The sequence below is a fragment of the Streptomyces sp. MMS24-W38 genome (assembly GCF_059889265.1).
This window is the reverse complement of the sequence record NZ_JCBCPP010000001.1, coordinates 113,312-129,913: the sequence shown is the minus strand read 5'-3', so window position 1 is coordinate 129,913 and position 16,602 is coordinate 113,312. Positions and strand designations below refer to the sequence as shown.

Below are 16,602 nucleotides of genomic sequence, written 5' to 3'. Positions count from 1 at the left end.
CACGTCGGTAGCGCTCACTTGCCCACTCCAAACTTGCGGTCCAGGAAATCGAGGAGGTCTTCTTGGCTGCTGTCCGTGACGTCCGCGGCGTCCATCTCGGGTTCGCCGGGCTCGGCGGCGGCCGTCTTCGACAGCGCCGCGTGCAGGTCCACGAAGCTGGCCACGAGGCCCTGCGTCGTGAGCTGTTCCGGCGTCGCGGAGCGCAGCAGCTCCACGAGTGCGTCGATCTGGTTCTTCGTCAGGCGCGGTGCCGAGGCGCCCGAACCGGCGCCGCCGAGTGCGAGCTTGTCGAGCAGGAGCCCGGCGATGGCGGTGGGGGTGGGGTAGTCGAAGGCGAGGGTCGCCGGCAGCGACACCCCGGTCTCGGCCGACAGGCGGCGGCGCAGCTCGACCGCCATCACCGAGTCGATGCCGAGATCCTTGAGCACCTGCTGGGCGCCGACACTCGCGGCGTCCGCTATGCCCAGGACGACGGCGACCTCGCGCCGCACCACCTCCAGCACCGACGCGTGCCGCTCCTCCTCGGACAGCGCGAGCAGCCGGTCGCGCAGCGCGCCCGGGGCCGCTGCCGCCGCACCCGCCCGGCGCTGCCTCGCCCGCACCAAGCCGCGGAAGAGGGCGGGCACGTCACCGCTCCGCTCCGCCTCACGGCGCACCGAGCCCAGGTCGAGCTTCAGCGGGATGGTGTGGGGGTGGTTGGCGGTGAGGGTGGTGTCGAGGAGGTGGAGGGCTTGTTGGGTGGTGAGGGCGGTGACGCCTTGGCGGCGCATGCGGGCGAGTTCGGCGTCGCCGAGGTGGGCGGTCATGCCGATGCCGGCTTGTTGCCACAGGCCCCAGGAGAGGCTGGTGGCGACTTGGCCTTGGGTGTGGCGGTGTTGGGCGAGTGCGTCGAGGAAGGTGTTGGCGGCTGCGTAGGTGCTTTGTCCGGCGCCGCCGAGGACGCCGGCTGCGGAGGAGAAGAGGACGAAGGCGGCGAGGTTGTGGTCGGTGGTCAGTGCGTGCAGGTGGAGGGCGCCGTCGATCTTGGGGGCGAGGACCTGGTGGAGGCGTTGGGGGGTTTGGGTGGTGATGAGGCCGTCGTCGAGGGTGCCGGCGAGGTGGAAGACGCCGGTGAGGGGGCGGGTGAGGTTGTTGATGAGGGTGGCGGTCTGGTGGTGGTCGGTGATGTCGCAGGCGTGGATGTCGACGGTGTCGGCTCCGGCCTGGGTGAGGGTGGTGATGAGGTCCTCGGTGCCGGGGGCGTGGGTGCCTCGGCGTGAGGTGAGGGTCAGGTGGCGGATGCCGTGTTCGTGGACGAGGTGGGTGGCGAGCTGTCGGCCGAGTTCGCCGGTGCCGCCGGTGATCAGGACCGTGCCCTCGGGGTCGAAGCGCGGAGTGTCCGCCGCCTCGCCTCCCTCCGACTGCCCGACCCGGGTCAGGCGAGGCACGTACGGAACGCCCTGCCGCACCACGAGCTCCGGCTCGCCCGCGACACCGAGCGCCCGGGCCAGCACGTCCGCGTCGGATTCCTCCGCACCCAGATCGACCAGGCGGATCGGCCGGTCGGGGTGCTCGTTGCGGGCGACCCGCAGGAAGCCCCACAGCGGGGCCTGCGCCAGGTCGGGCACGCCGTCGGACGGTACGGCCACGACCGACTCACGGGTGACCCAAACCAGTTCGGTGGTCTCCAGGCGCCCGTCGTCCAGGGCGAACCGCAACGTCTCCATGGCGTCCGCGGCCAGCTGCCGGGCCGCCTGCGCACTGTCTCCCGGTACCTTCCCGGTCACGTCCAGGACCAGGCGGGAAGGCCGTACCTCCGTGCTCTCCAGCTCGGCGGCCAGCGCGTCCAGATCGACCAAGCGCTGAACGCCGAGTGCCTGCGCGAGGCGGTCCCCACCGCCGACGACCCAGGTGGCCGGCGTCTCCACCCCGCTGGGCAGGGGCACGGCCTGGAACTCCACCCGGTAGAGGTGCTCCACCGGGCGGCTAGCGCGGATCTGGTCCGGCGTCGCCGTCCTGGCGCGCAGCCGGGCTGAGGCCAGCGGACTCCCGGTGGCATCCACCACCCAGACGCCGCCCTCGGCAGCGTCCGGGTCCCAGTCGGCGCGCACGCGCAGCTCGGTGGCGCCGGCACGATGCAGCTCGGCGCCGCTCCACTCGAACGGCAACAGCACCTGCTCCGGCTCCGACCCGGCCGCCGCGTTCCCGTCCCGCGCCGCCGCGAGCGTCTGGACCGCCGCGTCGAGCAGCGCCGGATGCACGCCGTACGCGGACCCGTCGAGCCCCTCCGGCAGCCGCACCAGCGCGAAGGCGCTGCCCGGCCGGTGCCACAGCTCGGTCACGCCCCGGAACGCCGGGCCGTACCCGATGCCCTGCTTCGCGTACCGCTCGTAGAAGGCGGCCACGTCCAGCGGTTCCGCACCGGCGACCGGCCAGCGGGCCAGCTCGGCGAACTCGCGCGCCGACCCGGTGGCCTCGGCCCCGGCGTCGGCCCCGTCGCCACCGAGCAGGCCGGTGGCGTGACAGGTCCACTCCTCCTGGGTGTCCCGGCGGCTGTGCACCGAGACCGGACGCCGTCCGTCCGCCTCGGCCGCGCCGACGGTGACCTGGAGTCGTATGTGGGTGCTGGTCTCGCCGGGTTCGGGCAGGACGAGGGGCTCGGCGAGGGTGAGTTCGTCGACGCGGGTGGCTCCGGTTTCGGTGGCTGCGGTCCAGGCCAGTTCGAGGAGTCCGGTGCCGGGGAGGAGGGGGGTGTTGTAGACGGTGTGGTCGTTGAGCCAGGGGTGTTGGGTGGGGGAGAGGCGTCCGGTGAGGAGGTGGCCTTCGCCGTTGGCGAGGGCGGTGGCGGCTCCGAGCCAGGGGTGGGTGGAAGCGTCCAGGCCCAGAGAACCGGGGTTGGTGCCGCGACTCGTGGACTCCAGCCAGAAACGCTCGTGCTGGAAGGGGTAGGTGGGCAGGGGTGCCTGTCCGGCGGGGGCGGGGAGGGTTTTGGTCCAGTCGGTGGTGTGGCCCTGGACGTGGAGCAGGCTGAGGTTGCGCAGGAGTTGGGTCAGGCTGCCGTGGTTGCGGGCGAGGGTGCCCACCACGATGCCGTTGTGTTCGGTGGCGGCGTTGGTCAGGGGCATCGACAGCACCGGGTGGGCGCTGATCTCGATGTAGGTGGTGTGGTGGTCGGCCAGGAGGTGGGTGAGGGCCTGGTCGAAGCGGACGGTCTCGCGCAGGTTGCGGCACCAGTAGGTGCCGTCGAGTTCGGTGCCGTCGGTGATGTGGCCGGTGACGGTGGAGTAGAACGCGGTCTGGGTGGTGGTGGGGGTGATGTTGGTGAAGCCTGCCGCGAGGTCGGGCAGGAGGGGGTCCATGTGGGCGTGGTGGGAGGCGTAGTCGACGTTGACCTTGCGGGCGTAGACGCCGTCTTCGGTGAGGCGGGTGACGATCTCGGCGATGGCGTTGGCTTCGCCGGAGATGACCGTCGATGTTGAGGTGTTGGTGGCGGCGATCGACAACGCCTGGCCGTAGGGGGCGATGAACTCCTCGACCTCGGCCTGGGGGCGTTCGATGAGGGCCATGCCGCCCTGGCCTGAGCGGGCCAGGACCGCCTGGGAACGCTGCGCGACGATCTGCGCGCCCTGCTCAAGGGTCAGCGCGCCGGCGACCACTGCGGCGACGACTTCGCCCTGGGAGTGGCCGATGACCGCGTCCGGTTCGATGCCGTGGGAACGCCACAGCGCGGACAGGGCCACGCCCATGGCGAAGAGTGCGGGCTGGATGACATCCACCCGGTCGTGCGGCGGGTGCTCGCCACCCTCACCGGTGAGGACCTCGCGCACCGACCAGCCGGTGAAGGGCTTCAGAGCGGTGTCGCAGGCGTCGATCGTCTCGGCGAACACCGGCGACTGGGTGAGCAGGTCGCGGCCCATGCCGATCCACTGGCTGCCCTGCCCGGGATAGACGAAGACCGTCTTCCCGCGCGGCTGGGCCGTGCCGGTGACCACACGCTCGTGCGCCTGGTCTTCGGCCAGGGCGCGCAGGGTCTCAACGGCCTGCTCCACCGACTCGGCGAGCACCGCCGCCCGGGTGTCGAAGTGGGTGCGGTGCAGCGCGGCCGTGACGGCCACATCGGCCAGCGGGACCTCGTCCTGGCGCTCCAGCCAGTCCGCCCAGCGTCCCGCCTGCTCCCGCAGTGCGGCCTCAGTCCGGCCCGACACCACGATCGGCACCGGAAGCCGAGGAGCCTCGGCGGTCTCCGTCGCCTCGACGGCGGGCGCCTCCTCCAGGATCACGTGTGCGTTGGTGCCGCTGAGACCGAACGACGAGATGCCCGCGCGGCGTACCCGCTCACCCCGCACCCACGGGCGGGCCTCCTGGAGCAGTTCCAGGCCGGAGTCGTCCCACTGGATGTGGGGGCTGGGCTGGTCGGCGTGCAGGGTCTTGGGCAGGGTGTCGTGCTGGAGGGCGAGGATCATCTTGATGACGCCCGCGACGCCGGCGGCTGCTTGTGCGTGGCCGATGTTCGACTTGGAGGAGCCCAGGTAGAGGGGGTGGTCCTGGGCGCGGGTGGGTCCGAAGACCTCGGCGAGGGCGCCGGCCTCGATGGGGTCGCCGAGGCTGGTGCCGGTGCCGTGGGCCTCGATGGCGTCGATGTCGTCGGGGGTCAGGCGGGCTGCCGTGAGTGCGTCCTGGACGACGCGCTGCTGGGAGGGGCCGTTGGGGGCGGTCAGTCCCTGGCTGCGGCCGTCCTGGTTGACGGCGCTGCCGCGGATGACGGCGAGGATGTGGTCGCCGTCGCGCTGGGCGTCGGAGAGGCGCTTGAGGAGGAGGATGCCGGCGCCTTCGGCCCAGCCGGCGCCGTCGGCGTCGGCGGAGAAGCTCTTGCAGCGGCCGTCGGCGGCCATGCCCTTGAGGCGGCTGAACTCGACGAAGAGGGCGGGGGTGGACATGACGGTGACGCCGCCGACCAGGGCGGTGTCGCACTCGCCGCTGCGCAGGGCGGTCACACCGAGGTGGGTGGCGACCAGCGACGACGAGCACGCCGTGTCCACGGTCAGGGCCGGACCCTGAAGGCCCAGAGTGTACGAGACACGGCCGGACAGGACACTGCTCGTGTTGCCCGTGCCGAGGTAACCGTCGAGGGCCTCGTAGTCGTGGTTGTGGGGATTGTCGTAGTCGGAGCCCATGGTGCCGAGGTAGACGCCGGTGCGGGACTCGTTGAGGGCGTCGGGGCGGACGCCTGCCCGTTCGAGGGCCTCCCAGACGGTCTCGAGGACGATCCGCTGCTGCGGGTCCATCGACTGCGCCTCACGCGGGGTGATCCCGAAGAACTCGGCGTCGAAGCCCTCGATGTCCTCGATGAACCCGCCTTCACGGGCGTAGGACTTGCCGGCGGCCTCGGGGTCCGGGTCGTACAGGCCCAGGCTGTCCCACCGCTTGGGCAGGCCGCTGATGGCGTCGGATCCGCTGACCAGCAGCCGCCAGTAGTCCTCGGGGGTGCCGATCCCGCCGGGCAGGCGGCAGGCCATCGACACCACCGCGATCGGCTCGTCCGCTCCTGCGCGGCGGGTGCGACGCGCGACGGCCGTCCGCTGGGGGACGTTCGTCAGGTCGAGCTTGTCGAGGAGGAGCCCGGCGATGGCGGTGGGGGTGGGGTAGTCGAAGGCGAGGGTCGCCGGCAGGGCGGTGTCCGTCTCGGCCGACAGACGGCGGCGCAGTTCGACCGCCATCACCGAGTCGATGCCCAGGTCCTTCAGGACTTGGTCCGGACCGAGACCCGCCGCGTCGGAGACGCCGAGGATGATCGCCGCCTCGTCGCACACCAGACGCGTCAGATCCCTGCGCCGTTCCACGTCGGACAGGGCGGCCAGACGGTCCCGGAGCGCCGACGGCCGCGCCGCGGCCCGGCCCGCCTGCCGCAGCCGAGGCCGCACCAGTCCGCGGAACCTCGGCGCGACCTCGCCGCCCCGGTCCGCGGCCCGCTGCAACTCCGCCAACTCCAGCTTGACCGGGGCGAGATGCGCATACGGCTGGGTGAGCGCGGCGTGGAGCAGTCGCATGCCCTCCGCCTCCGACAGCGAACCGATGCCCTGCCGGCGGATCCCGGCGAGTTCGGCGTCGCCGAGGTGGGCGGTCATGCCGATGCCGGCCTGCTCCCACAGACCCCACGAGAGGCTGATGGCGACCTGGCCCTGAGCCCGGCGGTGTTCGGCGAGCGCGTCGAGGAAGGTGTTCGCCGCCGCGTAGGTGCTCTGACCCGCCGTACCCAGGATTCCCGCTGCGGAGGAGAAGAGGACGAAGGCGGCGAGGTTGTGGTCGGTGGTCAGTGCGTGCAGGTGGAGGGCGCCGTCGATCTTGGGGGCGAGGACCTGGTGGAGGCGTTGGGGGGTTTGGGTGGTGATGAGGCCGTCGTCGAGGGTGCCGGCGAGGTGGAAGACGCCGGTGAGGGGGCGGGTGAGGTTGTTGATGAGGGTGGCGGTCTGGTGGTGGTCGGTGATGTCGCAGGCGTGGATGTCGACGGTGTCGGCTCCGGCCTGGGTGAGGGTGGTGATGAGGTCCTCGGTGCCGGGGGCGTGGGTGCCTCGGCGTGAGGTGAGGGTCAGGTGGCGGATGCCGTGTTCGTGGACGAGGCGGGTGGCGAGCTGTCGGCCGAGTTCGCCGGTGCCGCCGGTGATCAGGACCGTGCCCTCGGGGTCGAAGCGCGGGGCTTCGGCGTCGTCGGGCTGGTCGGTGCGGGTCAGGCGGGCGACGAGGATGCGGCCGTCGCGCAGGGCGATCTCGGGCTCTCCCTCGACCGCGATGGCCTGCTCCAGCAGCTCGGCGTCCACCGCGCCGGCGTCCAGATCCACCAGACGCACCGAACGCTCGCCGTATTCGTTCGCGGCGGTCCGAAGCAGCCCCCACAGCGGAGAGTGCACCAGGTCGGACACGCCGTCGCCCACGGCCCGGCGCGTCACCCAGACCAGCGCCGTCGACGCGAACCGCGGCTCACCGAGGAGGCTCTGAAGCGTGGTCAGGGCGGCGGCGGCCGTCTGCGCGGCACCGTCCTCGCCCGACACGGGACGCGTCGCGTCGACCAGGACGAGACCCGGAACGGACTCCCCGGCCAGCAACTCGTCCACGCCGGCGACCACGTCGAGGCCGAGCGCGGCACCCAGCTCGGAGCGAGCACCCAGGACGACGGCGTCCTCGAACACGTCCGACGCGCCGCTGTCACCGTCACCGGCGGTGGCCGCGTCCGTGCCCGTCGCACGCAGCGGCTCGAACGCCAACCGGTACAGGTGCTCCACCCGCTCGGCGACCCGTATCTGGTCGGACGTCACCTCGCGCAGGCGCAGCTCCCGCACCGACAGGACCGGGTGTCCCGCGGTGTCCACCGCCCGGATGCGGGCGACGGACGCCACCCGGTCGAGCTCGACCTCGACCCGCAGTTCCGTGCCGCCCCCGGCGAGCAGCTCCGCGCCGCTCCACTCGAAGGGCAGCACCACGGAGTCGTCCCCGTCGCGCAGCGCCCCGATGACGTGCAGGGCGGCGTCGAGCAGCGCCGGGTGCACGCCGAACTCACCCGGTGCGACCTCCTCGGGAAGTCGTACGAGACCGAAGCCGCGGTCCCTGTCACGCCACAGCTCCCGCAGCCCGCGGAACGCCGGGCCGTACCCGAGGCCCTGTGACTCGAACCGGTCGTAGTACCCGTCGAGTTCCACGCGCTCGGCACCTGCGACCGGCCACTGCGCGAGCGCCTCCGTACCGGATCCGTCCTCGGGCGAGTCCGCCACGAGCTCGCCCGTCGCGTGCCGACGCCACACGCCGCCCAGCGAGTCCTCCGACTGGCTGTAGACGGCCAGCGAGCGACGACCGTTCGCCTCCGGGCCGACCACCACCTGCAACCGAACGGCATCCCGCACGACCAGCGGCTCGGTCAGCGTCAGCTCGCCGACGCCGGCCGCCCCGACCTCACGGGCAGCGGCGAACGCGAGGTCCAGGAGTCCGGTGCCGGGGAGGAGGGGGGTGTTGTAGACGGTGTGGTCGTTGAGCCAGGGGTGTTGGGTGGGGGAGAGGCGTCCGGTGAGGAGGTGGCCTTCGCCGTTGGCGAGGGCGGTGGCGGCTCCGAGCCAGGGGTGGGTGGAGGCGTGGAGTCCGAGTGAGGTGGTGTCCTGGGGGGTGTGGGTGGGGTCGGTCCAGAAACGCTCGTGCTGGAAGGGGTAGGTGGGCAGGGGTGCCTGTCCGGCGGGGGCGGGGAGGGTTTTGGTCCAGTCGGTGGTGTGGCCCTGGACGTGGAGCAGGCTGAGGTTGCGCAGGAGTTGGGTCAGGCTGCCGTGGTTGCGGGCGAGGGTGCCCACCACGATGCCGTTGTGTTCGGTGGCGGCGTTGGTCAGGGGCATCGACAGCACCGGGTGGGCGCTGATCTCGATGTAGGTGGTGTGGTGGTCGGCCAGGAGGTGGGTGAGGGCCTGGTCGAAGCGGACGGTCTCGCGCAGGTTGCGGCACCAGTAGGTGCCGTCGAGTTCGGTGCCGTCGGTGATGTGGCCGGTGACGGTGGAGTAGAACGCGGTCTGGGTGGTGGTGGGGGTGATGTTGGTGAAGCCTGCCGCGAGGTCGGGCAGGAGGGGGTCCATGTGGGCGTGGTGGGAGGCGTAGTCGACGTTGACCTTGCGGGCGTAGACGCCGTCTTCGGTGAGGCGGGTGACGATCTCGGCGATGGCGTTGGCTTCGCCGGAGATGACCGTCGATGTTGAGGTGTTGGTGGCGGCGATCGACAACGCCTGGCCGTAGGGGGCGATGAACTCCTCGACCTCGGCCTGGGGGCGTTCGATGAGGGCCATGCCGCCCTGGCCTGAGCGGGCCAGGACCGCCTGGGAACGCTGCGCGACGATCTGCGCGCCCTGCTCAAGGGTCAGCGCGCCGGCGACCACTGCGGCGACGACTTCGCCCTGGGAGTGGCCGATGACCGCGTCCGGTTCGATGCCGTGGGAACGCCACAGCGCGGACAGGGCCACGCCCATGGCGAAGAGTGCGGGCTGGATGACATCCACCCGGTCGTGCGGCGGGTGCTCGCCACCCTCACCGGTGAGGACCTCGCGCACCGACCAGCCGGTGAAGGGCTTCAGAGCGGTGTCGCAGGCGTCGATCGTCTCGGCGAACACCGGCGACTGAGAGAGCAGGTCGCGGCCCATGCCGATCCACTGGCTGCCCTGCCCGGGATAGACGAAGACCGTCTTCCCGCGCGGCTGGGCCGTGCCGGTGACCACACGCTCGTGCGCCTGGTCTTCGGCCAGGGCGCGCAGGGTCTCAACGGCCTGCTCCACCGACTCGGCGAGCACCGCCGCCCGGGTGTCGAAGTGGGTGCGGTGCAGCGCGGCCGTGACGGCCACATCGGCCAGCGGGACCTCGTCCTGGCGCTCCAGCCAGTCCGCCCAGCGTCCCGCCTGCTCCCGCAGTGCGGCCTCAGTCCGGCCCGACACCACGATCGGCACCGGAAGCCGAGGAGCCTCGGCGGTCTCGGCCGCCTCGACGGCGGGCGCCTCCTCCAGGATCACGTGTGCGTTGGTGCCGCTGAGACCGAACGACGAGATGCCCGCGCGGCGTACCCGCTCACCCCGCACCCACGGGCGGGCCTCCTGGAGCAGTTCCAGGCCGGAGTCGTCCCACTGGATGTGGGGGCTGGGCTGGTCGGCGTGCAGGGTCTTGGGCAGGGTGTCGTGCTGCAACGCCAGCACTGTCTTGATCACGCCGATGGCGCCCGCCGCGGCCTGGGCGTGGCCGATGTTCGACTTGGACGAGCCCAGAAGCAGCGGCCGGTCGGCCGTGCGCGTGGGTCCGAAGACCTCGGCGAGGGCGCCGGCCTCGATGGGGTCGCCGAGGCTGGTGCCGGTGCCGTGGGCCTCGATGGCGTCGATGTCGTCCGGGGTCAGGCGGGCTGCCGTGAGTGCGTCCTGGACGACGCGCTGCTGGGAGGGGCCGTTGGGGGCGGTCAGTCCCTGGCTGCGGCCGTCCTGGTTGACGGCGCTGCCGCGGATGACGGCGAGGATGTGGTCGCCGTCGCGCTGGGCGTCGGAGAGGCGCTTCAGGACCAGCACACCGGCGCCCTCGGCCCAGCCGACCCCGTCGGCGTCGGCGGAGAAGCTCTTGCAGCGGCCGTCGGCCGACAGGCCCTTGAGGCGGCTGAACTCGACGAACGTCGACGGCGTCGACATGACGGTGACACCACCGGCGAGGGCGAGACCGCATTCCCGGGTGCGCAGTGCCGAGACCGCGAGGTGCAGGGCGACCAGCGACGACGAACACGCCGTGTCCACCGTGACGGCCGGGCCCTGAAGGCCGAGCGCGTACGAGACACGGCCTGACAGCACGCTGCTCGCGTTGCCCGAGCTCACATAGCCGTCGAGGGCGTCCAGGTCGTAGTGGGTCAGGGCGTCGTAGTCGGAGCCCATGGTGCCCAGGTACACGCCCGTGCGTGACTCGTTGAGGGTGCCGGGGCGGATGCCCGCCCTCTCCAGGGACTCCCAGGCCGTCTCCAGGACGATCCGCTGCTGCGGGTCCATCGACTGCGCCTCACGCGGGGAGATGCCGAAGAACTCGGCGTCGAAGCCCTCGATGTCCTCGATGAACCCGCCCTCGCGGGCGTAGGACTTGCCGGCGGCCTCGGGGTCCGGGTCGTACAGGCCCAGGCCCTCCCACCGCCTGGGCAGGCCTCCGACCGCGTCTCCGCCGCGGGACAGCAGGTCCCAGAACGCCTCCGGCGTTCCGATGCCCCCCGGCAGGCGGCAGGCCATCGAGACCACGGCGATCGGCTCCGTGCGCTGGGCCTCGAGGTCGGCCGCGCGCTTCTGGAGCAGACGGATCGCGGGCAGGGCGGCTTCCATCCGGTCGGAGGGCGGAGTGCTCATCGGTCAGCCTTTCTAGGCGAGCAGGGCGGAGAACGGTTCGGGTGTGTGCGTGGGCCGCAGGGGGCGCATCGGGCGCATGTCAGAAGGCCTCGTCGCCGACCGAGGCCAGCAGGGCGTCGAGCTCCGCGTTGATGTCGTCGACGGACCGCTCCGCGGGACGGGACGTGCCGGACGGGGACGCGGGCCGGGCGGCCGGGCTGGCGGATGTGCCGTCCGGGCCCGGGGCGTCCGCGCGGTCGGCGAGGTCCACCAGCAGGTCGAGCAGGCCGCTGCGCTGCATCTCGTCCGCCGACACCCGGTCGAGGACCCGGGCGAGGACCGAGTCGGGGTCCCCGGCCGTCGCCGTCTGCTCCGGACCGGCCGCGAGGTCCAGTCGGGTCAGGACGAGTCCGGCGATGGCGGCGGGGGTCGGGTAGTCGAAGGCCAGCGTCGCCGGCATCGGCACACCGGCCCGTGCGGCGATCCGGCGGCGCAGCTCGACCGCCATCAGCGAGTCGAGGCCCAGCTCCTTCAGCACCTGGTCCGCCTGGACGGACGTGCGGCTGCTCAGGCCGAGCACCGCGGCGGCCTCCTCCAGTACGACCTCGGTGGCCAGTCGGGTCCTGCGTTCCGCGGGCAGCGGTTCGAGCCGCTGCCGCAGCGACGCCGGGTCGGCGGCGGAGGATCCGGCCGCCGCTCTGGGCAGTTCCGGCCGCCGCACCAGGACGCGCAGCACCGGGGCGACCTCGCCGCCCTCGCCGAGGTGGCGGGCTGCGGCGGCGGTGTCCAGCCGCAGCGGCACCAGGTTCGGCTGTGGCCGGCGCAGGGCCTCGTCGAGCAGCCGCAGGCCATCCTCCACCGGCATCGGGGCGATGCCCTGCCGGCGCATCCGGGACAGTTCGGCCGTGCCGAGGTGCGCGGTCATGCCGGTTCCGCTCTGCTGCCACAGGCCCCAGGCGAGGCTGAGCGCGGTCTCGGAGCGCTGCCGGCGGCGGGCCGCCAGCGCGTCCAGGACGGTGTTGGCGGCGGCGTAGGTGCTCTGGCCGGCCGTGCCGAGCACACCGGCGGCGGAGGAGAACAGCACGAACGCCGCCAGGTTTTGGCCCCGGGTCAGTTCGTCGAGGTGCAGCGCGCCGCGCACCTTGGGCGCGAAGACACGTGCCAGGCGTTCACCGTTCTGCGCCGTCACCAGACCGTCGTCGATGACACCGGCCAGGTGCACCACGCCCGTGAGGGGGTGGGCCGGGTCGATGCCGGCCAGCAGCTCCGCCACCGCGTCCCGGTCGGCCACGTCACACGCGGCGATCCGGACGCTCAGCGCACCCGCCCCGGTCAGCTCCCGCACCAGGCTGTCGGCGTCCGCGGCGTCCGGGCCCCGACGGGACGTCAGGACGAGGCGGCGTGCGCCGTGCTCCCGCAGCAGGTGCCGGGCCACGGCCCGTCCCAGTTCGCCGGTGCCGCCGGTGAGCAGCACCGTGCCCTCCGAGTCCAGCGGTGTGGCCGGGACCTCGGGAGCAGGGGCTTCGGCACGCACCAGGCGCGGCGCGAAGAGGTCCGTGCCGCGCACCACGAGCTCCGGTTCGTCCGGCACGTCCAGGGCGCTCAGCAGCGACTCGGCCGCCGGAGCGCTGTGCGCGCCGCTGATCTCGACGGTGCGCAGCGACCGGTCCGGGTACTCGCCCCGGGCCGCGCGCAGCAGCCCGCGCAGCGACGCCGGCGCGAGGCCCCGGGCGTCGGTGCCGGTGTCCGTGTCCGGATCGTCGTACGGGCCCGGTGCCGGGTCCGTCACCCACACCAGCTCCGCCTCGTCCAGGCGGGGTTCGGCGAGCAGCCGGTTGAGCAGTGCCAGGGCGTCGCCCGCCGCCGACGTCACCTCCTCGTCGGGGCGGTCGGCGAGGCCGGTCGCGTCGACGAGGACGCGCCGTGGCCGCGTGCCGTTGTCCAGGGTGGCCGACAGCGCCTCGAAGGAGGGCACCGCCGGGGTGTTGAGCGCCTCGGCGAGCCGGCTCTCGCCGCCCAGGACGACGGTGGCGGGCCGCTGCGCGGCGGGGCGGGGGCGGGTCACCGGCCGCAGCCGAAGCTCGTGCAGGTCCCGTGCGGCCGTGTCCGTCACGGCCGCCGAGATCTGCGCGGCGGTGGCGCGGCGCATCTCCAGGCCCTGCACGCGGGCCACCGGGGCGCCGGTGGCGTCGGCGGCCTCGACCGTCAGGTGCCGGCCGGTGGCGGTGTCGCGGACGCCGACCCGGACGCGCAGTTCGCCGGCGCCGGTGGCGTACAGCTCGACGCCCGACCAGGAGAACGGCAGCAGTACGCCGTCCTGCCCGGCGGTGTCGTCGTCCGGCACGGCCTTCATCACGTTCAACGCGGCGTCCAGCAGCGCCGGATGCAGCCCGAATCCGTCGGTGGCGCGGTCCTGGCCGGGCAGCCGCACCACGCCGTACGCGGTGTCGCCCTGCCGCCACAGCGCCGCGGTGCCCCGGAAGGCCGGGCCGTAGTCGACGCCCTGCTCCTGGAACCGCTCGTAGAAGCCGTCCATGGCGACCGGCTCGGCACCGGGCGCCGGCCACCGGCCGGCCCAGGCGAACCCGGCGGAGGCGTCCGCGGGCGCCGTGCTCAGCTCGCCCGTGGCGTGCAGCGTCCAGGACTCCGGGCCGTCGTTGCCGTCGGCGGTGCGGCTGTGCACCGTCACGGTCCGAGGGCCGCTCTCGCCGCCGCCGACGACGACTTGGAGGTGCACCGCCGTGTCGGCGGGCAGCACGAGCGGAGCCACCAGGGTGAGGTCGGCGACGCCGGCCGCGCCCGACCGGTGCGCGGCCGCCAGGGCCAGTTCCAGCAGCCCGGTGCCCGGCAGCACCGCCCGGCCGAACACGGTGTGGTCGGCGATCCAGGGATGCTCGGCGAGCGAGAGCCGGCCGGTGAAGATGTGGCAGGAGCCGTCGGCCGACGCCGTGAGCGCGCCCAGCCACGGGTGCGCGGGGTCGGCGAGCCCCAGGGCGGCGGTGTCGAGCGAGACGGCCGACCGCTCGGGCCAGAACCGCGCCCGCTGGAAGGCGTACGTCGGCAGCTCCACCCGCTCCGCGCCCGTGCCCGTGAAGAACCGCTCCCAGTCGACGGTGACGCCGTGGGCGTGCGCGCGGGCGACCGAGCCGATCAGCGTCCCGGTCTCCGGGCGCTCCCGGTGCAGCAGCGCCACCACGCCCGTCGTGGCCTCGACACCCAGGTCCGCCAGGCAGTCCTGCACCATCGCGGCGGCGGTGCCGTCCGGGCCGAGCTCCACGAAGCGGGTCACGCCCGCGGCCGTCAGGGCACGGGTGCCGGCGGCGAACCGGACGGCCTCCCGCACGTGCCGGACCCAGTAGTCCGGGTCGCGCACCTCGTCGACGACGCGTTCGCCCGTGAGGTTGCCGACCAGACCGAGCACCGGCGCGTGATACGTCATCCGCCGCGCGACCGCGGCGAAGTCGGCGAGCATCGGGTCCATCAACGGCGAGTGGAAGGCGTGCGAGACGGTCAGCCGCCGTGTCTTGGTGCCGCGGGCGGCCAGCTCGGCGGCCACGTCCTCGATGACCTCGGCGGGCCCGGACACCACCACCGAGCCGGGACCGTTCACCGCGGCCACGCCCGCCGCGTGCCCGTGGCCGGCGAGCAGCGGCGCCACCTCCTCCTCGGGCGCCTTGACGGCGAGCATCGCGCCGCCGGCGGGCAGGGCCTGCATCAGCCGGCCGCGGGCGGCGACCAGGGCGCAGGCGTCGGCGAGGGACAGCACACCGGCCACGTGCGCGGCCGCCAGCTCGCCCACCGAGTGGCCCATCACGTAGTCGGCGGTGACGCCCCACGACTCCAGGAGCCGGAACAGCGCCACCCCGACGGCGAACAGCGCGGGCTGGGTGAATCCGGTCTGGTCCAGCAGCGTCGCCTCGGGGGTGTCGCGCTCGGCGAACACGACCTCCCGCAGCGGCCGTTCGAGCTGCGGGTCGAGTTCGGCGCAGACCGCGTCGAAGGCCGCGGCGAACGCCGGGAAGTCCCGGTACAGCTCCCGGCCCATGCCGGGCCGCTGAGCCCCCTGCCCCGGGAAGACGAACGCGGTCCGGCCCGGCAGCGCGGCCGTGCCGGCGGCGGTGCCGTCGGCGATCGCCCGTACGGCGCCCAGCAGTTCGTCGAGGTCGCCACCCACGGCGACCGCCCGGTGCTCGAACGCGGTGCGCGTGGCCGCCAGCGAGTACGCCACGTCCGCCACGTCGGTGGCGGGCCGGTCCGTCACATGGCCGGCGAGCCGGTGCGCCTGTGCGCGCAGCGCGGCCTCGTCCCGGCCGGAGAGCAGCCAGGGCACGACCGGGTGGTGGGCGGCGTCCTGCGCGGGCGCCGCGTCCGGTGCCGGCACGGGCGCGCTGCCCTCCGGCCCCTCCAGGACGATGTGCGCGTTGGTGCCGCTGATCCCGAACGAGGACACACCGGCGCGGCGCACCCGCTCGCCGGGCGTCCACGGCACCGGTTCCGACAGCAGCCGCACGCCGCCGTCGGACCAGTCGACGTGGGTGCTCGGCTCCTCGGCGTGCAGGGTGCGCGGCAGCCGGCCGTTGCGCAGCGCCTGGACCATCTTGATGATGCCCGCGACTCCGGCGGCGGCCTGCGTGTGACCGATGTTGGACTTCACCCCGCCCAGCCACAGCGGGTCGCCCGTCGCGTGGGCCGCCCCGTAGGTGGCGATCAGCGCGCGGGCCTCGATCGGGTCGCCGAGCCGGGTGCCGGTGCCGTGCGCCTCCACCGCGTCGATGTCGGCGGCGCCGAGCCCGGCGTCGGCCAGGGCGGCCCGGATCACGTCCTGCTGAGCCTGCCCGTTGGGTGCGGTGAGGCCGTTGGACGCCCCGTCCTGGTTGACGGCGGTGCCCCGGATCACGGCGAGCACGGGGTGGCCGTTGCGGCGGGCGTCGCCGAGCCGCTCCAGCAGGAGCATGCCGCTGCCCTCGGCGAAGCCGGTGCCGTCGGCGTGGTCGGAGAAGGCCCGGCAGCGCCCGTCCGGCGCCAGGCCGCGCTGCCGGCTGAATTCCACGAGGAGCTGCGGCGTGGCCATCACGGTGGCCCCGCCGGCCAGCGCCAGCGCGCACTCGCCCCGGCGCAGCGCCTGCACCGCCAGGTGCACCGCCACCAGCGAGGAGGAGCAGGCCGTGTCGATGGTCAGGGCCGGGCCCCGAAGGCCCAGCGCGTAGGCGATGCGTCCGGACAGGACACTGGCGGCGGCACCCGTCAGGGCGTGCCCCTCGCTGCTGCCGTCGCCGATCAGGTCCGCGTAGTCCTGGCCGTTGGTGCCGACGTAGACGCCCGTCGGCCGGTCCTGCACCGACTCCACGGTGATGCCCGCGCCCTCGAACGCCTCCCAGGCGTTCTCCAGGAGGAGCCGCTGCTGGGGGTCCATCGCCACGGCCTCGCGCGGCGAGATCCCGAAGAACCCCGCGTCGAACGTGGCCGCCTCGTCGAGGAATCCGCCGGCGGCGGCGTACACGGTGCCGGCGTTGTCCGGGTCCGGGTCGTAGAGCCCGGCCGTGTCCCACCCGCGGTCCTCGGGGAACGGGCCGATGGCGTCGGTGCCGTCGTCGAGCAGCCGCCAGAAGTCCTCGGGCGTTGCGACGCCGCCCGGCAGCCGGCAGCTCATCGCCACCACGGCGATCGGTTCCCGGTGCCTGCCCTCGGCCTGCCGCAGCCGCTCCCGCGTCGTGTCCAGTTCACCGGTGACGCGCTTGAGATAGGCGCGCAGCTTGTCTTCATTCGCCAT

General features: G+C 73.6%; 1 protein-coding gene and 1 pseudogene. Both read right to left on the bottom strand.

Annotated elements, in window-relative coordinates:
- Positions 1-14: 14 nt before the first annotated feature.
- Positions 15-10,853, bottom strand: coding sequence for a type I polyketide synthase (locus AC6F7H_RS00250; RefSeq protein WP_500754462.1), 10,839 nt, complete (start codon positions 10,851-10,853; stop codon positions 15-17).
- Between the two features lie 79 nt (positions 10,854-10,932).
- Positions 10,933-16,584 (bottom strand): annotated as a pseudogene (locus AC6F7H_RS00245) (type I polyketide synthase); the annotation flags it as partial.
- Positions 16,585-16,602 lie beyond the last annotated feature (18 nt).

What these genes read in the sequence shown, in the direction of transcription:
- AC6F7H_RS00250 (WP_500754462.1), bottom strand. Translation starts at nt 10,853, where the DNA reads ATGAGCACTCCGCCCTCCGACCGGATGGAAGCCGCCCTGCCCGCGATC.